The following is a 23,239-nucleotide window of genomic DNA, read 5'->3' on the forward strand; positions in this document are numbered from 1 at the left end:
CTCTCAGTTCGCCAGGCCGCGCGGCAGGGCCAGCTGCAGCAGGTTGGATTCAGTCGCGTGTTCGCGGATTTGTTCGCCGCGCATGGCGCCTTCGCACAGCACCAGGATGCGATCGGAGATGCCCATGACTTCCATCAAGTCGCTGGACACCACTATCACCGCGATGCCCTGGGCCGCAAGGTTATGGATGATCTGGTAAATCTCGGCCTTGGCGCCGATATCGATGCCGCGCGTGGGCTCATCCAGCAGCAGCACTTTCATCGGCATCGACAACCAGCGGCCGAGAATGGCCTTCTGCTGGTTGCCGCCGGAGAGGTACAGGATTTTCTGCGCCGCATTCGGCGTCTTGACCTTCATCGCCTTGATCTGCTGGTCGGCGTTGCCTTTTTCCCAACCTTCGCGCAACAACCAGCCAAACCTCGAATGCGCACCACGGGCACTGATATTGATGTTCTCGGCCACGCTGGACAGTGGGATGATGCCTTCCTTCTTGCGATCCTCCGGGCACAGCAACACCCCGGCGGCAATCGCGTCGCGAGGCGAGCGCAGCGGCAATGGCTCACCACAGAGTTCCAGCGTGCCAGCGCTGGCACGCTCCAGGCCGCTGAGCAGGCGCAACAGCTCGGTGCGCCCGGCCCCGACCAGCCCGAACAACCCAAGAATCTCGCCTTTGCGCACCTCAAAACTGATCGGCTCGCGCAAGCCCGGGCCAAGCAGGCCGTCGACCTTGAGCGCCACCGCGCCCTGTTCGCGCGCACGGTAGTCGTAGATATCCTGGATATCGCGCCCGACCATGCAGGTCACCAACTGGTCGTGGGTCAGCGCACGCATGTCGTTGAAGGTGCGCACGAAGCGGCCGTCCTTGAACACGGTCACCGCGTCGCAAATACGGAACACCTCTTCCATGCGATGGGACACGTACAGCACCACTTTGCCCTCATCGCGCAAGCGCGCAATGATCGCCATCAAGCGGTCGATCTCCCGCGCCGACAGGCTGCTGGTCGGCTCGTCGAAGGCAATCACATGGGCGCCACGGGACAGTGCCTTGGCGATTTCCACCAGTTGGCGCTGGCCCAGCGACAGGCGTCCCAGCTTTTCGTCCGGGTCGATTTCATCGGCCAGGCCCTTGAGGCACGCCAGCGCCTGCTTGCGCAGCTGGCCTCGATTGACCACGCCAAAGCGCGTCGGCAAATGCCCGAGGAACAGGTTCTCGGCCACGCTCATTTCCGGCACCAGGTGCAACTCCTGGTGGATCACCGCGACACCGCTGGCAATGCTATCGGCGGCGCATTTGAAGGCCATGGTCTGCTCGCCGATCTGCACCGTGCCGCTGCTCGGAATATAGGCGCCGCCCAGGATCTTCAACAGCGTCGACTTGCCCGCGCCATTCTCGCCCATCAAGGCGTGCACCTGCCCCGGGTGGGCGGTGAAGCAGATGCCGTCCAGCGCCTTGACCCCGGGAAAGGTCTTGCCGATACCGTCAAACCGCAGGGCCGCAGCCATCATTTCCACAGCCCGATCTTGGTCAGTTCTTCCTTGAAGTTCGCACGGGTGATCAGCGTCACTTCGTCCATGGCGGTGTACTTAGGCGGCTCGGTACCTTTGGTGACCCACTCGTACATCATCAGCGCGGTGTTGTAACCCTCGATGTGCGGGCTGGGCAGCATGGAACCGAAGAAGCCGCTGTTGGCCTTCTTCAATTCGCCGATGGCGTCGGTGCCGTTGATGCCGATACCGATCACGTTGGCAGCGGCAAACCCTGCGCTTTCGGTGGCGCGCACGCCGCCGAGCACGGTGTTGTCGTTCATGCCGCCGATGATCAGGTTCTTCGCGCCGCTGGGCAGCTTGACCAGGGCCGAGTTGGTGGCGTCCATGCTGCCGGGAACGTCGAGCGTCTTGAGCGCGGCAGTGAGGATGTGGTCCTTGGGAATGCCGGCTTCTTCCAGGGATTTGATCGAACCATCGGTACGTTTTTTACCGGTGTCGAGCTCGTTGAAGGTATTGATCACCGCATAGGTGTCTTTCCAGTCCCAGCCACGTTTTTTCGCTTCGGCGGCCATCGCGGCGCCCTGCTTCTGGCCTACTTCGAAGGCCGCCATGCCTAGGTAAGGCACGTCTTCCATGAAGTTGCCCTTGGCATCGACAAAGCGATCATCCACCGCAATCACTTTCAAGCCGTTGGCCTTGGCCTTGGCGACAATCGCCGGGCCGAGGGAGACATCCGGCGGGCAGATCACAAAGCCCTTGGCGCCGTTGGCGGCCAGGCTGTCGATGGCCGAGAGGGTTTTCTCGCCGTCCGGCACGGCGATCTTGATCACGGTAAAACCGTGTTCCTTGCCGGCCTTCTCGGCAAACGCCCATTCGGTCTGGAACCACGGTTCTTCGGCCTGCTTGACCAGAAAACCAATCTTCACTTCTTCAGCGGCCAGCAGCAGGCCACTCAGGCTCAGGGCCGAGACCGCCACCGCGGTGCAGCACAGGGAACGGATACCACGACGAAGATTCATACGGGTGACTCCTTATTGTTGTTTTCAAGTCTGGTTGTTTAACCGGCAAAGCGGTGACAGGGTGTGCCTGGCACGTCGACCTCGATGGCCAGCAGCGCACCATCCAGGGGATGATCCAAGGGGCTGGCGGCACTGGTGATATACAGGGTGGTCAGGTTCGGCCCACCGAAGACACAACTGGTGGGCCGGCTGACGGGTAACTCGATGATGCGGTCCACCTCCCCCGTGGGCGTCAGGCGCAGCAGGCAACTGCCGTCCCAGCGTGCGTTCCAGAGGTAGCCTTCGGCGTCCATCGCCGAGCCGTCCGGGCCGCCGCGGCTGTGCGGACCGAACCAGACCTGTGGCGCTGCCAACTGGCCGTCGGGCTGGATCGAATACTGGTAAAGCGTACCGTCCAGGCTGTCGCCAAAATGCACCTGGGTGCCCTCCTCGTTCCACAGCAACGTGTTGGGAATGCCCAGGCCCCGCAGCAACGGCGTGACCTGTGCATCGGCGTCGATACGGAACAGCCCGCCGGAACGCCGGGTAATCGGCAGGTCTTCACCGTGTTCGCCGATATTATTCTGCATGGTGCCCAGCCACAGGCGGCCCTGGGCATCGCAGCGCGCTTCATTGCCACGGTTGCCCGGCTGCGTGTCGGCCACACAGAGCAGCGTCAAGGCTTCGGTGCTCAGGTCCAGGCGATACACGCCACTGCTCAACGTCACCAGCGCGTCGCCACGGACACACGGGATAAACGCCGAGACGTGCTCGGGCAGCTGCCAGATCTGCAACTGCCCGTTCATCAGGCGCAGTGCCTGTTTGCCGGCAATATTGACCCAATACAACGCCTGGGTCGGCACGTCCCAGAACGGGCCTTCGCCCAATTGTGCACGGTGTGCAGTGACCGCATGACACGACATGGAACCTCCGGGTGCCTTACAGCGAATCGCGCGATGGCGTGCCATTCACCAGGCGCTGGATACGCAATGGGTTGGCGTTTTTCAACGCGTCGGGCAGCAGGCTATCAGGGTAATTCTGGAAGCACACCGGGCGCAGGAAACGGTCGATGGCCAGGGTGCCGACCGAGGTGCCACGCGCATCCGAGGTCGCCGGGTACGGGCCGCCATGCACCATCGAATCGCATACTTCCACGCCGGTCGGGTAGCCGTTGAGCAGGATGCGCCCGACCTTCTGCTCCAGCAGCGGCGTGAGCGCAGCGAACTGTTGCAGGTCGGCCGGCTCGCCAATGATCGTCGCCGTGAGCTGACCATGCAGGCCGTGCAAGGCGGCGTTGAGTTGGGCCGGGTCAGCCACTTCGACAAACACCGTGGTGGGGCCGAACACTTCTTCCTGCAGCACTTCATCGCCGTCGATCAGCAAGCGGGCATCGGCCTTGAACAACTGCGGCTGCGCCTGGTTGCCGGTTTGGGCATTCCCCGCCAGGTGTTGAATACCCGGTTGCGTCAGCAACTTTTGCAAGCCTTTGCCGTAGCTGCCAAGCGTGCCGGCGTTGAGCATGGTCTGCGCCGCTTGCTCGCCGATCAACTGCGCCACCTGCTGGGTGAACGCGGTGAACGCCGGCGACGCGATGCCGATCACCAGGCCAGGGTTGGTGCAGAACTGGCCGCAGCCTTGCACCACCGAGGCGGTCAGGTCGCGGGCGATGGTGTCGGCACGCGCTTGCAGGGCCTCGGGCAACACGATCACCGGGTTGATGCTCGACATTTCGGCGAACACCGGGATCGGCTGCGGGCGTGCCGCCGCCATATCGCACAGGGCACGCCCGCCTTTGAGCGAACCGGTAAACCCCACCGCCTGGATCGCCGGGTGCTTGACCAACGCCTCACCGACGCCGCCGCCAAAGATCATGTTGAACACGCCCGCCGGCATTTCGGTGGCCTCGGCCGCGCGAATAATTGCGTTGGCCACCTGTTCAGCCGTGGCCATGTGCCCGCTGTGCGCCTTGAAGACCACCGGGCAACCGGCCGCCAGCGCGGCGGCGGTGTCACCGCCGGCCGTGGAAAACGCCAGCGGAAAGTTGCTTGCACCGAACACCGCGACCGGGCCCAGGCCGATGCGGTATTGGCGCAGGTCCGGACGTGGCAATGGTTGGCGATCCGGCAAGGCCTTGTCGATGCGCGCACCGTAGAAATCACCACGGCGCAGCACGCTGGCGAACAGACGCATCTGGCCGCTGGTACGTGCGCGCTCACCCTTGATACGGGCGGCGGGCAATGCGGTTTCGCGGCACACCAGCTCAACGAAGTTGTCGCTCAGCGCGTCCAGCTCATCGGCAATGGCGTCCAGGAACTGTGCACGACGTGCGGCACTCAAGGCACGGTAGGCCGGATAAGCTTGCGCTGCGGCCTGGGCGGCGGCGTCGACTTCCTGCGCAGTGGCCTGGTAGAAATCCTGCGGCAAGGCTTCGCCGGTGGTGGCGTCGATGCTTTGCAGCTTGACGCTGCCGTTGCCGCTGCGTTGGCCGCCGATGTAGTTGTGGCCAAGGAACTGGGTCATGTCGATCTCCTTAAAGGGGCACTACTTGGCCGGGTTCGAATGCCGCGTCAACGCTGCCGACGCTGTTGACCAGCGGTGCGCCGAACTCGGCCTGGCTGATCTCGAAGACATCGCCCGGTTGGGTACGTATACCGTCGGCAAATGACAGCGTGGCGGTGCCGAAGAAATGGATGTGCACATCGCCAGGCTTGAGGAACTGACGGTATTTGAAGTGGTGGTACTCGAGGTTTTCCAGGCTGTGGCACATATTGGCCTCGCCGCTGAGGAACTCGTTCTGCCAGATCACCTCGCCGTTGCGCAGGATGCGGCTGGTGCCGGCCAGGTGCTGGGGCAACTCACCAACGCGCAACTCCGGGCCATAGCTGCAACTGCGCAATTTGGAATGGGCCAGGTACAGGTAGTTCTTGCGCTCCATCACGTGGTCGGAGAACTCGTTGCCCACCGCGAAGCCCAGGCGATACGGCCGGCTGTCCGGGCCGATCACATAGAGGCCGCCGATTTCCGGTTCTTCACCGGCGTCTTCGGCAAACGGCGGCACCGCGAAGGCCTGGCCCGGACGCACGACGATGCTGCCATCGCCCTTGTAGAACCACTCCGGCTGCACACCGGCCTGGCCGGCGGCGGGTTTACCGCCCTCCACGCCCCACTTGAAGATGCGCATGGTGTCGGTCAGTGCGCTGTCGTCACCGGCCTGGTGCATTTTGTCGCGTGCGGCGGCGCTGCCCAGGTGGGTCAGGCCGGTGCCGCTGATAAGCATATGGGCCGGGTCCGGATGGTCCAGCGGGGGCAGGATCTGCTGCCCGGCCAACAAGGCCGCGTAGTCGTGGCTGGCGCCCAGGCCGAGGCTCTCCACCTGCTGCTGCAACTTGACGCCCGCCTCGATGGCGGCCAGCGCCAGTTCTCGCACGCTGTGGGCCGTCCGCACTTCGCGCAGTTGATGGCCGTCCACTACGCCGACGCGGCGCTCACCGTTGTGCAACTCGAACTGAACTAAACGCATGAAGCTTCTCCTCCATTAAGTACGGGTGGCGCCACGGGCACTGGCGGCGAATTGGTCGGCGGGCAACACATGCTTGAGTTCCAGCAGGCGGTAGACCACGCCGGTCAGCAACAACCCGAACACCATTACGCCAGACAGGAAGTACAAGCCCGAGGCCAGGTTGCCGGTGTACTCCTTGAGCGCACCGATCACGAACGGGCCGATATAGCCACCGAGGTTGCCCACCGAGTTGATCAAGGCAATCCCCGCTGCCGCACTGGCGCCGGCAAAGAACCGCCCCGGCAAGGTCCAGAACACCGCCGTGCAGGAAAACAGCGCGAACGCCGCCAGGCACAGCGCCGCCATTTGCAGTACCGGCAGACTCAGCCAGGCACTGCAGAACAGGCCGATGGCCCCCAACACATAAAGCACCGCGAGATGGCCGTAACGGTCGTTCAAGCGATCGGAACTGCGCGGGATGATCAGCAGGCCGATGATGCCGAACACATAGGGCACGGCCGAGATGAAACCGGTGACCAGGTCAGTGCCACCGAACTGTTTGATCAGGGTCGGCAGCCACAGGCCCAGGCCGTAGATGCTCAGGGTGACCGGCAGGTAGAACAGCGCCAGCAGCAACACGCGCTTGTCTTTCAAGGCGTGCAGTGGGTTGCCGTGACGGGTCTGGCCGTAGGCTTGCAGGTCTTTGGTGAGTTCACCGGTCAACCAGGCCTTCTCGTCGTCGTTCATCCAGCTGACCTGCCGGGGACCGTCCGGCAGGTAGCGCAGCACCGGCCAGGTCAGCAGCAGCGCCGGCGTGCCGATCACAATGAACAGCCACTGCCAGCCGTGCAGGCCGAGCAGGCCATCCATGCCCAGCAGGCCACCGGAGACCGGGCCGGTGATCATCATCGCGATGGGTTGGGACAGGATGAACAACCCAAGGATCTTGCCGCGATGGCGCACCGGAAACCACTGGGTGATGTAGTAGAGCACGCCCGGAAAGAAGCCCGCCTCCGCCGCGCCCAGCAAAAAGCGCATCACATAGAAGCTGTGCGGGCCTTGCACGAAGGCCATGCCGATCGTGATCGCGCCCCAGGTCACCATGATGCGCGCAAACCAGCGTCGTGCGCCGAAGCGGTCGAGCATCAGGTTGCTGGGGATCTCGAACAGGAAGTAGCCAATAAAGAACAACCCGGCACCCAAGCCATAGGCGGCGTCGCCGATGCCGACATCGGCGCCCATGTGCAATTTGGCGAAGCCCACGGCGGAACGGTCCACGTAGGCGATCAGGTACAGCAGGATCAGGAAGGGAATCAATTTCAGCGTGATGCGCCGAATAAGCCGCAGTTCCTGGCTCATGGGTCGATCTCCGATTGTTGTTTTTATAGAAGCTCGGGGGACACCTCTCGCGAACATCCGCCAGGGTCATACCTCAGTTGAGACAAACTATATAGTAGGACTATTTGCAAAACAACTCTTCCAAAGCAGGGTTTTTACGCTTATGTTTAGCCGCAGATAGAACATATAGTCATACAATAAGAGAATCGATCATGTCTGATAAAAAGCCCGGCCTACGCTCCGCCCAGTGGTTTGGTACCGCCGACAAGAACGGCTTCATGTACCGCAGCTGGATGAAGAACCAGGGCATCGCCGACCATCAGTTCCATGGCAAGCCGATCATCGGCATCTGCAATACCTGGTCGGAGCTGACCCCGTGCAACGCGCACTTCCGCCAGATCGCCGAGCACGTCAAACGCGGCGTGATCGAGGCCGGCGGCTTCCCCGTGGAATTCCCGGTGTTCTCCAACGGCGAGTCGAACCTGCGCCCGACCGCCATGCTCACCCGCAACCTGGCGAGCATGGATGTGGAGGAAGCCATTCGCGGCAACCCCATCGACGGCGTGGTGCTGCTGACCGGTTGCGACAAGACCACCCCGGCCCTGCTGATGGGAGCGGCCAGTTGCGACGTACCGGCCATCGTGGTCACGGGTGGGCCGATGCTCAACGGCAAGCACAAGGGCCAGGACATCGGCTCGGGCACCGTGGTCTGGCAGCTCAGCGAACAGGTAAAGGCCGGCACCATCAGCCTGGATGATTTCCTTGCGGCAGAGGGTGGCATGTCGCGTTCGGCGGGCACCTGCAACACCATGGGCACCGCGTCGACCATGGCCTGCATGGCCGAGGCGCTGGGCACGTCGCTGCCCCACAACGCGGCAATACCGGCCGTGGATGCGCGGCGTTACGTGCTGGCGCATATGTCCGGCATGCGCGCCGTGGAGATGGTGCGCGAAGATTTGAAACTGTCGAAGATCCTCACCAAGGAAGCCTTTGAAAACGCAATTCGTGTGAACGCGGCCATCGGCGGTTCGACCAACGCCGTGATCCACTTGAAAGCCATCGCCGGGCGCATTGGCGTGGAACTCGACCTCGACGACTGGACCCGCATTGGCCGTGGCATGCCGACCATCGTCGACCTGCAGCCGTCGGGGCGTTTTCTGATGGAGGAGTTCTATTACGCCGGCGGCTTGCCCGCCGTGCTGCGCCGTCTGGGTGAAGCCAAGCTGATTCCGCATCCGAATGCCCTGACCGTGAACGGTAAAACCCTCGGCGAGAACACCCAGGACTCGCCGATCTACGGCCAGGACGAGGTCATCCGCACGCTCGACAATCCGATCCGCGCCGACGGCGGTATCTGCGTCTTGCGTGGCAACCTGGCGCCATTGGGTGCAGTCCTCAAGCCTTCGGCCGCCAGCCCGGAGCTGATGCAACACCGAGGCCGCGCGGTGGTGTTCGAGGACTTCGACATGTACAAGGCACGCATCAACGACCCGGAGCTGGACGTGGATGCCAACTCGATCCTGGTCATGAAAAACTGCGGCCCCAAGGGTTATCCAGGCATGGCGGAAGTCGGCAACATGGGCCTGCCGGCCAAGCTGCTGGCCCAGGGTGTCACCGATATGGTGCGCATCTCCGACGCACGCATGAGCGGCACCGCCTACGGCACGGTGGTCTTGCACGTCGCACCGGAAGCCGCAGCCGGCGGGCCGTTGGCTGCGGTGCAGGAAGGTGACTGGATCGAACTCGACTGCGCCAACGGCCGCTTGCACCTGGACATCCCCGACGCAGAGCTGGCAGCCCGCATGGCCGACCTCAAGCCCGCGCAGAAGCTGATCGTCGGTGGCTACCGCCAGTTGTATATAGACCATGTGCTGCAGGCCGACCAAGGCTGCGACTTTGACTTCCTGGTGGGTTGCCGTGGCGCTGAAGTCCCACGTCATTCCCACTAATTGGGATGCTATGATGCCGCGAATCTAAGTCAGAGCATCCCTGTCGTTATGGATCACCAGCCGCCCAAACCGCGCAAGAGCATGCATGCCCAGATCGTTCAGGACTTGGGCATGCACATCGTTTCCGGCCGCTTCAAGCCCGAAGAAAAACTGCCCCTGGAAGCCACGCTCTGCGAGGAGTACAAGGTCAGCCGCTCGGTATTGCGGGAGGCCACGCGAGTACTCAGCGCCAAGGGCCTGGTGTATTCCAAGCCACGGGTCGGCGCGGTGGTGCGGCCGCGGTTGAAATGGCACTTGCTCGACCCGGACGTGTTGTCCTGGCTGATGCAGTCCACGCCCCATAGTGAGTTTTTCAACACCCTGGCCGGTGTGCGGCGCATTCTCGAACCGGAAATCGCCGCGATGGCCGCGACCACCGCCACCGTCGAGGACATCGCCACGATCGAGGAGGCCTACCGTGGCATGGAGACCGCGCAGACTCACGAACAATTGCTGCAGGCCGACCTGGATTTTCACCGGGCCATCGCCGACGCCACACGCAACGATTTGCTCGCCTACATGTGCAACATGCTGTCGCTGCCGTTGCGCGAGTCGATCAATATCACCAACCGACGTCCGGATATCCAGGGCCTCAGCCTGCCCCGGCACAAGGCGATCCTCACCGCGATCCAGAACCGAGACGCGCTCGGTGCCCGGCATGCTTCGCTGGTGCAGCTGGATGACACCCGTGTGGCGCTGGATACCGTGATGAATGTGTTGACGCCGTTGTAGGCTCGTTGCTCGCCTCTTTCCCTATCTAAAACTCTGGTGCCAGGTTGGCACTTGTGGCGAGGGAGCTTGCTCCCGTGGCGGCCTATGGGCCGACCGGGATGTTGGAGTGGTCCGAGTACATATCCGTTGCAGTGGTAACGGCTGATATTGGTTCCGCTCTTACAGCGGCTCAGTTTTGGAAAGGCCCAAAAGTAAGCAAAAGGCCTTTGCCCCACCACTCGGCACCTCGCTCAGGCTCGGTGTGCCCGAACACAGGCTTGAATCCGTGGGCCGCCGTCATGGGCCATCCCTGGCCCAGGACGGCTAACCCGGCTTCCTGCCGGGTTACCCACGGATTCAAGCCTGCGTTCGGCCAGCGTGGTTTGACGGGGCGCTTAAGATCAAAATCAAGATCAAAAGCAGATCAAAAGCAGATCAAAAGCGCAGCAAGCGGTGCGCAAGGGGCATCATTTTTGAGGATAGCCCCCTGCCTATCACAGGAAGAAGCGCAGTACGGATCAGTGACCTTCGGATGCGTTAAACATGGTTTTGGCGTAAATCAAACCAAGACCATAGGCGCCGCCGTTAGCGATAGCGGTTTTCACCGTTTCGTTGTAGGTGTCGCCGCGAGCCCAGTCACGTTGCAGTTCCAGGAGGTATTGGAGTGAGGTCATTGGGCGCGCACCGGCTTGGATCATGCGCTCGATGGCACGCTCATGCGCCTCATCCGAAACGTCGCCGCACGCGTCGCAAATGACGTAGACCTCGAAGCCTTGTTCAAGGGCAGAGATAGCAGGCCCGACAATGCAGACCGACGTCCAGAGACCCGCCAGAACAATGCGGTCGCGACCGATCTTGTTCACGGCGACGGCGATGCGCTCGTCTTCCCAGGTATTCATGCTGGTGCGGTCAATCAGTTCCTGACCGGCGAAGACCGAAGTGATTTCTTCAAACATGGGTCCCGAAAAACTTTTTTCGGCGACGGTGGTAAGAATGGCGGGAACACCAAACTCCTTCGCTGCCTTGGAAATCAGTGCAGCGTTATTACGGAGTGTGACGGCGTCGATGGATTTGGTCGCGAAGGACATCTGCGACTGGAAGTCGATCAGGATCAGAGCGTGATTGCTCGGATCAATCAGACCTTTGCCTGGTACTGCTTTTGCGATTGCCATGACACTTCTCCGGATGCGTTTGAGAGGCGCCATTTTCGGCTTCGTTGAAGCACAGCGATTGTATGGGTGTGTGGCTCTGGAAAATCACGCCGGCGTTCGAACGGGCTAATTGTCACAACCTGATTGACAGTTAAACGGTTTCCAGCCGCTTTTTCACTTTCAAGCGCCTCATTAATCTGTGCTCACGGTGTTGCTGAGACCTGAACCCAGCGTCACAGCAGCCCGATCCCACGGCATAAAAACTCGAACGTTTGAAAGGAATTGACCATGAGCCTCAAGAAAACCCTTACCGCTTCCCTGCTCGCCCTGTCCATCGGCAATGCTTTCGCCGCCGGCAGCCCTGGCGTCGAACACAACACCCAGGCGTTCCTCGACGCCCTTGCCGCCGGCGGTGGCAAACCACTGGAACAACTGAGCCCGAAAGATGCCCGCAGCGTGCTGACCGGTGCCCAGGCGTCGGTGAAGGTCGATCTGTCGGGGGTTGAGGTCAGCGACAAGGCGATCCAGGTTGACGGTCAGGTGATCAACCTGAAAATGGTGCGTCCGGCCAAGGTCAAGGGCGAGTTGCCAGTGTTCATGTTCTTCCACGGTGGCGGTTGGGTGCTGGGCGACTTCCCGACCCACCAACGCTTGATTCGTGATCTGGTGGTGGGCTCGGGCGCAGTTGCCGTGTACGTCGATTACACCCCGTCGCCGGAAGCCCATTACCCGACCGCGATCAACCAGGCCTACGCCGCCACCCAATGGGTGGCCGAGCACGGCAAGGACATCGGCGTCGACGGCAAGCGTCTGGCGGTGGCCGGCAACAGTGTGGGCGGCAATATGGCAGCGGTAGTGGCGTTGAAAGCCAAGGAACAGCACACCCCGGCCCTGCGCTTCCAGCTGCTGATGTGGCCGGTGACCAACGCCGGGTTCGAAACCGCCTCGTACCAGCAGTTTGCCGAAGGCCACTTCCTGACCAAAGGCATGATGCAGTGGTTCTGGGACAACTACACCACCAACCCGGCCGAACGTGCACAGATCCACGCATCCCCCCTGAATGCCAGCACCGAACAGCTCAAGGGCCTGCCTGCCGCGCTGGTGCAAACCGCCGAGTTCGACGTGCTGCGTGACGAAGGCGAAAGCTACGCCCGCCACCTCGACGCGGCCGGTGTACCGGTGACTGCGGTGCGCTACAACGGGATGATTCATGACTTCGGCCTGCTCAATCCGCTAAGCCGGATTCCGGAAGTCCAAGCGGCGGTACGTCAAGCCGCAGCCGAACTCAAGACGCATCTGAACTGAGTCCGACCTCTCGCCACACCTCAGCGTGTGGCGAGTTTTTTTGTACCCGCCGGAGTGCAATCCATGAGCCTTTTCCTCACCCACCCGTTGTCCTGGAGCGCCCTGCTGCTGGTGCTCGACGCGTTGCTCTGGCATCTCGCCCCGTTCACGCACCGCGCCTCGCGCATCGGCGTGCGCCTGCTGTTGTTCGTGGCGTTCAGCGCGCTGGTCATCAATGCCGGCGTCAGCCCGTTGCAGGCGCCGTCGTTTGCCGATGACCGGGTTGCGCAACTGGGCGCTACGGCTTTGGGAATACTCTGGTGGCTGTACGCCGCACGGGTGCTGACCGAAGTGGTCGGCCTGATTCTGATGCGGCGCATCGGGCACAGCGGTCGGTTGTTGCAGGACGTGATCGGCGCGTTGGTGTTCCTGGCGGCCATTGTCGCCGCCGCCGGGTATGTGCTGGAGCTGCCGGTCAAAGGCTTGCTCGCGACCTCCGGGGTGGTCGCCATTGTGGTCGGCCTGGCGCTGCAGAGTACGTTGAGCGACGTGTTCTCCGGCATCGTGCTCAACACCACCAAGCCCTATCAGGTAGACGATTTCGTGATGATCGACGGCGTCGAAGGCAAGGTGCTCGATATCGACTGGCGTGCCACCCATCTGCTGACCAGCGCCGGTACCCTGGCGGTGGTGCCTAACTCGGTGGCGGCCAAGGCCAAGATCGTCAACCTCAGCCGCCCCACCAACCTGCACGGCGTGTCGATCAGCATCAAGGTGCCGAATCACGTGCGGCCGCGCCGGGTACTCGATGCCCTCGACCGGACGCTGCAAGGCAGCAGCAGCCTGTTGCTCAACCCGGCGCCGAAAGCGTTGCTCAAAGAGGCGGGAGAGGAAATGTCCGAATACGTGGCCAGCGGTTTCATCGCCGAACTGGCCAGGAAAGGCGACGTGCGCAACCAGTTGTTCGACCTCGCCCATCGGCATCTTGAGGCGGCAGGTATCTCGCGGCATCCGGACGGTGTGATCGAACCCTCGAGCCGCGCCCGTGCGTTGCTCGATGAGGTGAAGGTTTTCCGCTCGCTCAGCCATGAGGAGCGTGACCGCCTCGCCGAATCAATGGTGCCGCAACAATACAGCGCCGGCCAGGTGGTGCTGGATCTGGACGAAGTGCCGGACAGCCTGTTTGTGATTGCCACCGGTATCGTCAGTGTCAGCGTGTCCGACAGCAATGGGCTGGCCGAGGCCGGTCGCATGGGGCCGAGCGAGGTCATGGGCGAACAGAGCATCCTTGCCGATACACCGTCCCAGGCGACATTCACCGCGCTGACCTCCTCGATCATCTACCGTCTCGACAAGCAGCTGACCCGCCAGTGCATGGCGCAGCGCAGCGAGGTCGGCCAGGCGTTGAACAAGTTGCAGGCGGTACGGCAACAGAACAGTCGGCTGGCGTTGATGGCTAAGCCCGTACCGGTCAGGAAAGGCGGTTTCCTGGGCTGGTTGCAAAAACGCTGACCCCGCTTTCAGCCGGATCTAGGGGGTCGCGATGTCCAGGGGTTGCGACATGAACTGACTGATCCGCGAACGTAACCAGCGCTCTGCCGGATCGTTGTCGTGAACGCCACTCCAGGCCATCGACAGTTGCGCCGCATCGATGGGAAACGGTGGGTCTTCGGCTCGCAGGGCGCAACCTTCGACCAAGGCGCACGCCGCGTAGTCGGGCACGGTGGCGATCATTTCGGTACCGGCGAGCATCGCCCGCAAGCCACTGAACTGCGGAACCCCCAGCACCACGCGCCGGGCACGCCCGACCTTGGCAAGGTCGAGGTCGATGTTGCCGCTCAGGTCGCCCGAGAACGACACCATCGCGTGGGGGCGCTGGCAGTACTCATCGAGCGTCAGCTCACCAGGCCGGTCATCCCCGCGCAACACTTTGCAGGCAATATCACGCAACCGCTTGCGCTTGGCGTTGGCCGGCAAGTCGGTGGTGTAGCTGACCCCCACGGAGATCTCCCCTGAGGCGAGCAAGGCCGGCATCAACAGATAATTGGCCCGGCGCACCACCACGACAATGCCCGGCGCCTCCTGCTGCAACTGGCGCAGCAACGGCGGGAACAGACCAAATTCGGCATCGTCCGAAAGGCCTATGCGAAACACATCGCAGCTGGTCGCCGGGTCAAACTCCTTGGCCCGGCTGACGGCACCCGAGATGATGTCCATCGCCGGTTGCAGCTCTTTAAGAATCGCCAACGCTCGCGCCGTCGGCTCCATCCCGCGACCATTGCGCAACAGGAGCGGGTCGTCGAACAAATCGCGCAGGCGCCCCAGCGCAGCACTCACCGCAGGCTGCCCCATGAACAGCTTCTCAGCCACACGGGTCAGGTTCTTTTCGAACATCAGGGCCTCGAAAATCACCAACAGGTTCATGTCCAGGCGGCGCAGATCATTACGGTTCATAGGCACAGTCCCATTGTGTGTTGAGCCAGGTACGCCTCAGTCGAACTTCACTCGAGCATCGGCACTCTTGCCGCCCGCCGGTAAAACCCGCGTTCGATAGGCTCCGGCGAAATACGCGCAATTATGCACGCGTTTTCGGCGCAAGAAATTGCAGCAATGTGCTCAATGGATGCTGTTGCACAGGCAGGGAATTAACAACGTTTAACTCGCCAACCACCGACCCGCGCCCAAAAATGAAGCCCTCTGTGCAGGACTGTTTTCTAACGCGGGAAGCTGCTGAGCCATCGCGCAGTGCGCCAGCGCGCTCCCATCGATACGGATATTTGCCATGGCCCACGCTCAGTACAACGCCGTCCGTGTATCAACCACTCAAACGCGCACCCCGGCCACCGGAGGCCTTTCTCCCTGGCGGGAAAGCCTGGTCAAGAAATTGATCCTCGAAAGGTTGAGTGAAACGCTGGAAGTCACCGAACTCGCTCGGGCCTGCGCCCTGTCGCGCAGTCATTTCTCTCGCGCCTTCAAGTCCAGCACCGGCTTGTCGCCCCAGGACTGGATTCGTTGCCAGCGCATCCTGCGCGCCAAGCAACTGATCCAGGACACCGACCTGACCTTGACGCAAATCAGCCTGGAGTGTGGCTTCTGCGATCAGGCGCACTTCTGCCACATGTTCACCCGCAGCGAAGGTATCACGCCGTTCGCCTGGCGCTGCCAGGCCGTACGGGCCCTGCCTGCCTCTTCAGCAGCGCAAGCCGCTCACTGCTGAGCTGAGCCTTGTGAGGGATGGGACGCGATGCATCAACCCGACGCAGGGTGCATGCGTTCGGCCAGGCGCGCCACCCGCTCCCCCAGGTGAGCGGCGGTGAAGCGATCTTCGGCAGGTGGCGCATGGTCCGGGGACTGCTCGACATTTGATTGAGCCATGACCCCCAGCGAGCTGCCCAGACGATTCAATTGCCCATCGAACCGGCCAACGCTGGAGCGCGCCGGCAACAGGTCGAGGCCGACCCAGATCATCGAGTGCTGGGCGGCGAACACGGCCATCTGCAGCAAGGTGTTGAGCTTGTCGCCACACAGGCAACCGGAGTTGGTGAACCCGGCAGCCAGCTTGTCGCGCCAGGGTTGCGCCAGGTAGAACGACGCGGTGGCCTCCATGAAGGCCTTGAAGGACGCCGACGCGCTGCCCATGTAAGTCGGGGCGCCGAAGATGATCGCGTCGGCGCGGTGCAGGCAGTCCCACTGCTCGTCCACCTCCTCGACCGGAATCAGCCGGCACGTACTGCCCGAGTGCCGCTCCACCCCCTGAGCCACCGCTTCGGCGATAACCCGCGTATGGCCATAACCGCTGTGATAGACCACCACCACGTCGCTCATTCCAGCCTTCTCCTGAAGTGTCCATCCCTTTTGCTGCACGAGCACAAAAACCAGTGCCTTCGGTTGATGGACTGGAAGCCTTGGATTTTTGGGTGTAAACCAGACGCAGGACGAGTTAAACGTTGTTAATTCTCAGGGGTGCGCCAAAAGCCGCGACTCAGTCTTTGTCAGCGCAGCCCCAGTCAATACGGCATGGGTGAACGGCACCGCAAACGCCGCCGGCAACGCACACCCGGTCCCGCCGCGTTGCGCTGCCGCAAAAAACTCAGGAACATGCTCGGATACCCCGTGATAGACGCATGCAGGCAGGAGTGACCCGTTGACCCTTTCCCCCGAACAGGCTGTACATTTCGGCCCTTACCGGGTCTACCCCGGACAACGCCTGGTGCTGGAGGCCGACCAGCCCCTGCGCCTGAGCCGGCGCGCCATGGACATTCTGTTGATCCTGCTGGAGCACGCCGGGGATCTGGTCAGCAAGCAGCAATTGATCGCACGGGTCTGGCCCAACAGCGTTGTCGAAGACATCAATGTGCGTGTGCATATCGCGGCGCTGCGCAAAGCCCTCGGCGACGGTCAAGCCGGCCAGCGCTATATCGTCACCGTGGCCCAGCGGGGTTACAGCTTCGTCGCGCCGTATTCGCTGGCGCCCGCCGAACAACGCCCGCCGAGCAGCGGCCAGGGGCAGCGCGGGCATAACTTGCCGATTCGTCACACGCGCCTGGTGGGTCGCCAGGCCCTGGTTGACAGTCTGGTAACGCAATTGCCACGCCAGCGTTTCATCACCCTTGTCGGCCCTGGGGGGATCGGCAAGACCAGCGTGGCGCTGCGCGTCGCAGAACAGCTGATCGGTCGCTACCGGGACGGCATTCGCCTGTTGGACCTGGCCTCGATCAGCGATCCCGCGATGATCGCCAACCACCTGGCGACGCTGCTGGAGCTGTCGTTGCACGACGCCGAGCCGCTGAGCGCGCTGACGACCTTCCTGCATGAACGGCACATGCTGCTGGTCCTCGATAACTGCGAGCATCTGATCGACGCGATTGCGCTACTCAGTGAAAGCCTCCTTCGCGGGGCGCCCGATGTGCACATTCTGGCCACCAGCCGCGAGAGCCTGCGGGCCGAAGGCGAATTCGTGCAGCGCCTGGAAACACTCGACTGCCCGCCGCCCGTCGCTGCGCTGGAGCGCTCCCAAGCCCTGGGCTTTTCGGCGGTGCAACTGTTCGTCGAACGGGCAATGGCCAGCCATGACAGTTTCGAACTGAGCGATGACGAACTGCCTCTGGCGATCGAGATCTGCCGCCGCCTGGACGGTATTCCGTTAGCGATCGAACTGGCCGCCGCACACGTGAACAGCCTCGGCCTGAGCGAACTGTTGAAGCAACTGCAAGGCAGTTTTCGCTTATACGCACAGGGCGGCCAGACGACCCTGGGCCGGCATCAGACCCTGCGCGCAACACTCGACTGCAGCTTTGAGCTGCTGACGCCCTGTGAACAGATCAGCCTGCGCCGACTGAGTGTATTCAGGGGCAGTTTCACGCTGGAAGCCGCAGCGACGGTGATTGTCGGGGAACAGCTCGAACCCCACGCGGTACTGGGCGCGATTACGCAACTGGTGGCCAAGTCCCTGCTGAACGTGGAGGTCGGTGACGAGCAGGTGTTCTACCGTCTGCTCGACACTACCCGCAGCTATGCCCTGGAAAAACTCGACCAGGCAAATGATTTGCAGGGCACCCTGCAACGCCACGCCGAGAGCTGCCTGGCCTTGATGCACCAGGCCGGCAACGATTGGGAGCAGGTCCAGACCGAGGTCTGGATCGAGCGCTACGCGCGCCACCTGGAAGACATCCGCGCGGCCCTGGATTGGGGTTTTAACGCGCAAGGGCCACAGACCGTGGCGATCCAGCTAGCTTCGGTGTCGACGCCCCTCTGGCAGGAACTGTCGCTGCTCAAGGAGCACGGTGTCTACGTGCGCAAGGCCCTGGCCCTGCTCCAATTGACGCCCGCGCCCTGCCCCCGCCTGAAAATGGCCCTCAACCTCGCCCTCGGCAGCGCCTGCTACCACACCCAAGGGGGCACCGCCGAAACCGTCGAAGCCTTTGTAAGCGCCCGAACCCTGGCCGAAAGCAACAACGACCTGGCCGGCCAGCTCCGGGCCGTGTCCGGGCACATGGCGGTCAACCTCAGTTGCGGCAACTATCAAACGGCCCTGGAACAGAGCCTGCAATTCGATCGCCTGGGCGAGCAAGGCAACGCCGCCGTTTCCCTGAGTACCCAGCGTTTGCAGGTGCTGGCCCTGCACTTTGCCGGTGACCAGCACCAGGCACGCCAGCGCGCCGAACAGGTCCTCCAGTGCATGGCCCAGAGCGGGCACCTCAATCGCTTCACCCATGGCTTTGGCATCCAGTACGACCAGAGCGTCGCGTCCCTGACCATTCTGGCGCGGATCCTCTGGTTGCAGGGCCTTCCCGAAAAGGCCTGGAAGACTGCCCGGCAGGCGTTGGACATTGCCGTCCAGATCGACCACGGCACGTCCATCTGCTACACGCTGGCGCTGTCCGGGTGCCTGATCGCGCACTACAACGGTGACCGCCAAACGGCCCGCGAGCTCTTGCGCCTGCTGCTCGAACAGGCACAAAAGCACTCGGTGCTGCTGTTCTATAACTGGGCCCGGCAGTATGCGCAGGTGCTCGATGCCGAGGGCGCACATCCGACCGCGACAGCCGGCAACGGGCTGATCCATGAAATCATGGTCACCCTGGATAGCGGTTTCGTCGATGACGCCTTGCTGGCACGCGCCGAAAACGGCGCTGCCGGTTGGAGCACAGCGGAAATCCTGCGGGCCAGAGCGAATGCCCTGCTTGCGCAAAACAGCCAGAGTGCTGCCGAGACGGTGCTGCTCCAAGCCCTGGAAATTGCCAGGGCCCAGGGGGCACGGGCGTGGGAACTGCGCACGGCGACATCCCTGGCCGAGCTTTGGCAGCGTCAAGGACGCCTGCAACAAGCCCATGATTTGCTGGCGCCCCTCTACAACGCGTTTACCGAAGGCTTTGCCACCCCGGACCTAAGCAAAGTCCGTCGCTTGCTTGACGAGTTGCAACAACACCGGCTTGCCTGAGACCCAGCGTGCCCGGCTGATGTAGCCGGCATAACGCACTTCAAACACGCGCTGCAGCCCGCTCAGTTCCAGTTTTTCCAGCACGTAAGTGCGGGTGGTGTTGAGGAACCGGTAACGGGTGACGCCATTGCTTTGTTCAGCGGACAGCAGCGATTTATGCACCAGCCGGTCTATCACTTCGACGAGGTTGGCGGGCCGCAGTACCGCACAGCTGATGACGCCGATGGCCGCGTCCAACGTAAAGGCTATCTTGAACACCGCCAGCCCTTGCAGGACGGTCTGTTCCAACGGGCTCAGGCGCTGATAGCTCCAGTCCAATGCGGCCTTGAGTGTCTGATGCCGCGCGACGGCGGTGCGCCGGCCCTGGGTCAGCAATTGAAAACAGTTATCCAGTTGCGCGCGCAGCCCAACCAGTGCCAGCGCATCGATCTGCGCCGCCGCCAGCTCGATGGCCAGCGGCAGACCGTCGAGGCGCCGACAGATTTCCCGCACGGCCGGGAGGTCCTGCTCACGCAGAGTAAAGCCCTGTTGGCGGCTACGGGCACGGCTGACAAACAACTGCACCGCCGAATAGCTCAGGGTCTCGCCGACACTGTGCAACGCCGACATCGGCGGCACCGCCAGGGCCGGCAGACACTGCACCGTCTCCCGCGCAGCCCGCAGCGGCTCGCGGCTGGTGACCAGGATCGATAACCGTGGCGCCGCAGCCAACAGGCTCTCCACATGCTTTCGGCAGCATTCGAGCCAGTGCTCGCAATTGTCGAGCACCAGCAACGCATGCCGTTGCGCCAGCGCCTTCCCACCCACGTCCAGTTCAAGCGTCTGACCCAGATAATCGACGAGCCGCGCCGGATCATCGAGTGCCGCCAGATCCACCAACCAGACGCCATCGTCATAGTGCTGCAACAACAGTTCGGCCACGCGCAAAGCCACCGTGGTCTTGCCAATGCCGGCGGGGCCGACCAGTGTCATGAAACGGCACACCGGCAACTGCCGGACCACGCTGCCCACCAGCGAATCCCGACCGATTACCGGCGTGATCCGTACCGGCAGGTTGTGTCGGGGTTGCTCAACGGTCTCGATCGAAACCGGCAGCCCGTCCGGCTCGCGTTGCACCGGGGCGACAAAGCAATAACCGCGCTGGGGAACATTGACGATGTAGCAACAGCCGTCCTGGCCATCGTTGAGGGCCCGACGCAGGGCGGCGATGTGCACACGCAGGTTGATTTCTTCGACCACCGAAGTCGGCCAGACCTGGGCAATCAATGCCTCCTTGCTGACCACGTCGCCTGCGTGTTCGACCAGTACCTGGAGGATATCCAGGGCCCGCCCGCCCATACGCAGCGGCCGATCACCGTGCAGGATCAGCCGTTGACGCGTGTGAAACACATACGGACCAAACCGCAACACCGCACTGTTGTTTAAATCGCTGAGTCTGTTCATGCACATTCAGTGCGCAAAACCTGGCCCGACTCGAGGTAGCGCATTGCACGAGTTCGCCCAGGCTCTCGCATCTCCATTGCCAAGAATTCATAAACATCTTGGCAGACACCCGTGACGGGACAACCGCCCTGGAGGGAGCGTCACGGCCATCCCGGTGCGCAGGACGGACAACCACGCCTCAGTTGAACAGTTCGCGGTACTGGGCGGGGGTCAAGCCGAGTTTTTCACCGAACAGAAAACGCATGTGCCGCACGCTGCCGAAACCACTTTTGTAGGCGACGGTCTTGAGCGGCAGGTCGCTGGTTTCCAGCAGGCTGCGGGCCCAGTCGATACGCGCGCTTTGCAAAAACTCCATGGGCGTCATGTTCACTTCACGGGCAAACACCCGGGCGAAATGTCGCGCACTCATATTCGCCAGGCTGGCCATGCGTTCGACGCTAAAGGCCTCATCAATGTGTTCGAGCACATAGTTCTGCACCCGGGCTACCGGCGTTTCCGGCGGCGCCACGGCAGGCATCAACGGGCTGAACTGCGCTTGCCCGCCCTGGCGCTTCATCACCACCAGCAAGACCTTGGCCACGTCCTGGGCGATTTTCTTGCCGTGGTCCTGGGCGACCAGCGCCAGTGCCAGGTCGATGCCGGCGGTGACCCCGCCGGAACTGTTCAGGTTGCGATCCTGCACGTAAATCTGATCGGTCTTGACGATTGCCTTGGGGAACGCCCGAATCAACCGCTCCGTGTAATGCCAGTGAGTCGTCACCTGATAACCGTCGAGCAAACCGGCATGCCCCAATATGAACGCCCCGGTGCAGATCGAGCCATACCTGGCCGACCGGCCGACCGCGCCCTGCAGCCAGTCGAGCAACGGCCGGTGTTTTCCGTTGTAGGCCCCCGGGCCGCCCGGCACCAGCAACAGGTCATAGCTGTCGCCGGCCTGGTCTATGTGCACGTCGGCCTGAACATTGACGCCATTGGAGGCGCGCAAGGCGCCATGCTCGGTGCCGATCGTCAACAGCTGATAATGATCGGCCGCCGCCAGATAACGATTGGCGATGGAAAACACTTCCATGGGCCCGGCCATATCGAGCAGGAGAAAGTCTGGAAACAGCACCATTGCCACGGTTTTCATGGGTTGGAAATCACTGATGTCAAAGTAAATAGGAGACGTGGGGCAGTGCTGACCATTATGGCCAATTGCAACGTGAAGGAAACGTGAACCCACGCACACTACTGTCAACCTTGGCGAGACAGTATTTCGATTTCAGCTTTGATCTTAAATGGCTCGCGCTACCGCGCAACCCACCCACCAGTCTTGCGCTGGCTGGCAGAAACCGTACGCCAGATGAAGGGCGTTAGCCGAGGATTTCCTCAAGGAATGCGATAAACACATTGATACGCCGCGAGCCACGGTGGTTAGGCAGATACAGCGCATTGATGCCGGTGCTGGCGGTGCCGGGATTGACTTCATACTGTTCCAGCACGCGGGTCAGATGGCCCCGGCCGACATCGTCACGCACCAGCCAGTCGGCCAGTAGCGCCACCCCGCCACCCGCCAGTGCCGCTTCGCGCAGGATGTCGGCGTTGTTGCTTTGCAAGCGCCCCTGCACGCTCAGGCGCAAGGTGTCCTCGTCGCCCTGGAACGTCCAGTCGTGGTGCGCCGCGCCATAGTCAAACCGCAGGCACTGATGGTTGAGCAGGTCATTGGGATGCAGCGGCAGACCGGCCTGCGCCAGGTACTCGGGACTGGCCACGACCCAACGCTGGAAATCCCCGATCTTCTTGCTGACGACGTCCTCGTTGACCATCGAAGAACCGAGGCGCACAGACACGTCGATGCGCTCGCTGATCAGGTCGCTGACCCGATCGCTCAACGATAGGCTGATCTCCAGGCCCGGATGACGCTCAAGCAGACGCCCCAGGTGAGGCGCGATAATGCGTCGCCCGAACTCTACCGGGACGCTGGCACGCAGGTGCCCCTGGATCTCGGTGCCACGGTCGGCGACGGTGGCATCGGCTTCGTCGACGGCGTCGAGAATCACCACGGCCTTTTCGAAATAAGCCTGCCCCGCAGCCGTGACACTGGTGTTGCGTGTGGTGCGATTAAGCAGGCTGGCGCCCAAGGCACTTTCCAGGCCGGCCACCTGGCGCGTCACCGAAGACGTCGAGAGACCAAGCTTGCGCGCCGCTGATGAGTAGCCGCCACACCGCACGGTTTCAACGAACATCTTCAGCGCCAGCAATTTGTCCATCAGCCAATTCCGAACAAAAAAACAAGCGAACCACTATGCCCAAGCGTGCATGGAGTGTCTTGCACACGTGTGCTCAGGCACCGGCGCCGAGGAAAATCCGACGCTGGGCCAACTGAGCGATGCGTATGACGCAAAGCGCCGTTGCGCGGT

The 23,239-nt window shown here is 62.3% G+C and carries 18 protein-coding genes; 6 read left to right on the forward strand and 12 right to left on the reverse strand.

Features of this window, described 5'->3' with window-relative positions; genetic code table 11:
* Positions 1-3: 3 nt before the first annotated feature.
* Genes araG through ACQRBT_RS25780 form a run of 6 tightly spaced genes read right to left on the reverse strand, consistent with a single transcriptional unit; the run spans position 4 to position 7,344 of the window.
* A complete protein-coding gene (gene araG / locus ACQRBT_RS25755) occupies positions 4-1,506 on the reverse strand; it encodes an L-arabinose ABC transporter ATP-binding protein AraG (RefSeq protein ID WP_411984739.1) in 1,503 nt (500 codons plus the stop codon).
* Positions 1,503-2,507, reverse strand: a complete 1,005-nt coding sequence (locus tag ACQRBT_RS25760; protein ID WP_090371954.1) for a substrate-binding domain-containing protein — start codon at positions 2,505-2,507, stop codon at positions 1,503-1,505. The genes araG and ACQRBT_RS25760 overlap by 4 nt, the downstream gene beginning before the upstream one ends.
* Positions 2,508-2,545: 38 nt before the next feature.
* Positions 2,546-3,409 (reverse strand): SMP-30/gluconolactonase/LRE family protein, encoded by an 864-nt coding sequence (locus ACQRBT_RS25765; protein ID WP_412046925.1) that lies wholly within the window; start codon positions 3,407-3,409, stop codon positions 2,546-2,548.
* A 16-nt stretch (positions 3,410-3,425) separates the two neighbouring features.
* The gene (locus ACQRBT_RS25770) at positions 3,426-5,006 is read right to left on the reverse strand and encodes an aldehyde dehydrogenase (NADP(+)) (protein ID WP_104993298.1); all 1,581 of its coding nucleotides are present in this window, start codon (positions 5,004-5,006) and stop codon (positions 3,426-3,428) included.
* 10 nt (positions 5,007-5,016) lie between these two features.
* Complete coding sequence (araD1, locus tag ACQRBT_RS25775) at positions 5,017-6,006, reverse strand: AraD1 family protein (protein ID WP_090371961.1); 990 nt, start codon at positions 6,004-6,006, stop codon at positions 5,017-5,019.
* 15 nt (positions 6,007-6,021) lie between these two features.
* The gene (locus tag ACQRBT_RS25780) at positions 6,022-7,344 is read right to left on the reverse strand and encodes an MFS transporter (protein WP_104993296.1); all 1,323 of its coding nucleotides are present in this window, start codon (positions 7,342-7,344) and stop codon (positions 6,022-6,024) included.
* A gap of 191 nt (positions 7,345-7,535) precedes the next feature.
* Here ACQRBT_RS25780 and ACQRBT_RS25785 point away from each other — a divergent pair, with 191 nt between their 5' ends.
* Both ACQRBT_RS25785 and ACQRBT_RS25790 read left to right on the forward strand, forming a co-directional pair.
* Positions 7,536-9,272 carry an IlvD/Edd family dehydratase gene (locus tag ACQRBT_RS25785; RefSeq protein ID WP_161550386.1) on the forward strand — a complete coding sequence of 579 codons (1,737 nt, stop codon included), beginning with the start codon at positions 7,536-7,538 and terminating at the stop codon, positions 9,270-9,272.
* A gap of 48 nt (positions 9,273-9,320) precedes the next feature.
* Entirely contained in the window at positions 9,321-10,043 is a 723-nt protein-coding gene (locus tag ACQRBT_RS25790) for a FadR/GntR family transcriptional regulator (protein WP_412046926.1), read from the forward strand.
* 497 nt (positions 10,044-10,540) lie between these two features.
* Here ACQRBT_RS25790 and ACQRBT_RS25795 read toward each other — a convergent pair whose 3' ends face one another.
* Positions 10,541-11,194 carry a hydrolase gene (locus tag ACQRBT_RS25795; protein ID WP_161550328.1) on the reverse strand — a complete coding sequence of 218 codons (654 nt, stop codon included), beginning with the start codon at positions 11,192-11,194 and terminating at the stop codon, positions 10,541-10,543.
* Positions 11,195-11,461: 267 nt separating this feature from the next.
* Between ACQRBT_RS25795 and ACQRBT_RS25800 the strand changes: the two genes are divergently transcribed.
* Positions 11,462-12,478, forward strand: a complete 1,017-nt coding sequence (locus ACQRBT_RS25800) for an alpha/beta hydrolase (RefSeq protein ID WP_412046927.1) — start codon at positions 11,462-11,464, stop codon at positions 12,476-12,478.
* Positions 12,479-12,541: 63 nt separating this feature from the next.
* Positions 12,542-13,969 carry a mechanosensitive ion channel family protein gene (locus tag ACQRBT_RS25805; RefSeq protein ID WP_060756389.1) on the forward strand — a complete coding sequence of 476 codons (1,428 nt, stop codon included), beginning with the start codon at positions 12,542-12,544 and terminating at the stop codon, positions 13,967-13,969.
* Positions 13,970-13,987: 18 nt separating this feature from the next.
* On the opposite strand, the gene ACQRBT_RS25810 is transcribed toward ACQRBT_RS25805, so the two are convergent.
* Positions 13,988-14,911: a LysR family transcriptional regulator gene (locus tag ACQRBT_RS25810; RefSeq protein WP_060756390.1), complete on the reverse strand. Its 924-nt coding sequence runs from the start codon at positions 14,909-14,911 to the stop codon at positions 13,988-13,990.
* A 328-nt stretch (positions 14,912-15,239) separates the two neighbouring features.
* On the opposite strand from ACQRBT_RS25810, the gene ACQRBT_RS25815 reads away from it, so the two are divergent.
* Positions 15,240-15,674, forward strand: a complete 435-nt coding sequence (locus ACQRBT_RS25815; protein ID WP_104993293.1) for a helix-turn-helix domain-containing protein — start codon at positions 15,240-15,242, stop codon at positions 15,672-15,674.
* 32 nt (positions 15,675-15,706) lie between these two features.
* Here ACQRBT_RS25815 and ACQRBT_RS25820 read toward each other — a convergent pair whose 3' ends face one another.
* Positions 15,707-16,282, reverse strand: coding sequence for a flavodoxin family protein (locus tag ACQRBT_RS25820; RefSeq protein WP_412046928.1), 576 nt, complete (start codon positions 16,280-16,282; stop codon positions 15,707-15,709).
* A gap of 319 nt (positions 16,283-16,601) precedes the next feature.
* Between ACQRBT_RS25820 and ACQRBT_RS25825 the strand changes: the two genes are divergently transcribed.
* Entirely contained in the window at positions 16,602-19,397 is a 2,796-nt protein-coding gene (locus ACQRBT_RS25825) for an ATP-binding protein (RefSeq protein ID WP_412046929.1), read from the forward strand.
* Here the strand turns inward: ACQRBT_RS25825 and ACQRBT_RS25830 are convergent.
* From ACQRBT_RS25830 to ACQRBT_RS25840, 3 genes are all read right to left on the reverse strand, one after another.
* Positions 19,344-20,840 carry an ATP-binding protein gene (locus tag ACQRBT_RS25830; RefSeq protein ID WP_412046930.1) on the reverse strand — a complete coding sequence of 499 codons (1,497 nt, stop codon included), beginning with the start codon at positions 20,838-20,840 and terminating at the stop codon, positions 19,344-19,346. The two genes, ACQRBT_RS25825 and ACQRBT_RS25830, sit on opposite strands and share 54 nt — an antisense overlap.
* A 178-nt stretch (positions 20,841-21,018) precedes the next feature.
* Complete coding sequence (locus ACQRBT_RS25835; protein ID WP_412046931.1) at positions 21,019-21,969, reverse strand: GlxA family transcriptional regulator; 951 nt, start codon at positions 21,967-21,969, stop codon at positions 21,019-21,021.
* A 223-nt stretch (positions 21,970-22,192) separates the two neighbouring features.
* Entirely contained in the window at positions 22,193-23,089 is an 897-nt protein-coding gene (locus ACQRBT_RS25840; protein ID WP_104993289.1) for a LysR family transcriptional regulator, read from the reverse strand.
* Positions 23,090-23,239 lie beyond the last annotated feature (150 nt).

Origin of the sequence: Pseudomonas sp. R19M (genome assembly GCF_050312585.1) — a bacterium.
Lineage (GTDB): Bacteria > Pseudomonadota > Gammaproteobacteria > Pseudomonadales > Pseudomonadaceae > Aquipseudomonas > Aquipseudomonas palleroniana.

Bases quoted from the DNA above. Each gene is read 5' to 3' on its own strand.
- ACQRBT_RS25790 (WP_412046926.1), top strand. From the start codon at position 9,321: ATGGATCACCAGCCGCCCAAACCGCGCAAGAGCATGCATGCCCAGATC.
- ACQRBT_RS25820 (WP_412046928.1), bottom strand. From the start codon at position 16,282: ATGAGCGACGTGGTGGTGGTCTATCACAGCGGTTATGGCCATACGCGG.
- ACQRBT_RS25785 (WP_161550386.1), top strand. From the start codon at position 7,536: ATGTCTGATAAAAAGCCCGGCCTACGCTCCGCCCAGTGGTTTGGTACC.
- araD1 (WP_090371961.1), bottom strand. From the start codon at position 6,006: ATGCGTTTAGTTCAGTTCGAGTTGCACAACGGTGAGCGCCGCGTCGGC.
- ACQRBT_RS25770 (WP_104993298.1), bottom strand. From the start codon at position 5,006: ATGACCCAGTTCCTTGGCCACAACTACATCGGCGGCCAACGCAGCGGC.
- ACQRBT_RS25800 (WP_412046927.1), top strand. From the start codon at position 11,462: ATGAGCCTCAAGAAAACCCTTACCGCTTCCCTGCTCGCCCTGTCCATC.
- ACQRBT_RS25760 (WP_090371954.1), bottom strand. From the start codon at position 2,507: ATGAATCTTCGTCGTGGTATCCGTTCCCTGTGCTGCACCGCGGTGGCG.
- ACQRBT_RS25810 (WP_060756390.1), bottom strand. From the start codon at position 14,911: ATGAACCGTAATGATCTGCGCCGCCTGGACATGAACCTGTTGGTGATT.
- ACQRBT_RS25840 (WP_104993289.1), bottom strand. From the start codon at position 23,089: ATGGACAAATTGCTGGCGCTGAAGATGTTCGTTGAAACCGTGCGGTGT.
- ACQRBT_RS25815 (WP_104993293.1), top strand. From the start codon at position 15,240: ATGGCCCACGCTCAGTACAACGCCGTCCGTGTATCAACCACTCAAACG.
- ACQRBT_RS25780 (WP_104993296.1), bottom strand. From the start codon at position 7,344: ATGAGCCAGGAACTGCGGCTTATTCGGCGCATCACGCTGAAATTGATT.
- ACQRBT_RS25805 (WP_060756389.1), top strand. From the start codon at position 12,542: ATGAGCCTTTTCCTCACCCACCCGTTGTCCTGGAGCGCCCTGCTGCTG.
- ACQRBT_RS25835 (WP_412046931.1), bottom strand. From the start codon at position 21,969: ATGAAAACCGTGGCAATGGTGCTGTTTCCAGACTTTCTCCTGCTCGAT.
- ACQRBT_RS25765 (WP_412046925.1), bottom strand. From the start codon at position 3,409: ATGTCGTGTCATGCGGTCACTGCACACCGTGCACAATTGGGCGAAGGC.
- ACQRBT_RS25795 (WP_161550328.1), bottom strand. From the start codon at position 11,194: ATGGCAATCGCAAAAGCAGTACCAGGCAAAGGTCTGATTGATCCGAGC.
- araG (WP_411984739.1), bottom strand. From the start codon at position 1,506: ATGATGGCTGCGGCCCTGCGGTTTGACGGTATCGGCAAGACCTTTCCC.
- ACQRBT_RS25830 (WP_412046930.1), bottom strand. From the start codon at position 20,840: ATGAACAGACTCAGCGATTTAAACAACAGTGCGGTGTTGCGGTTTGGT.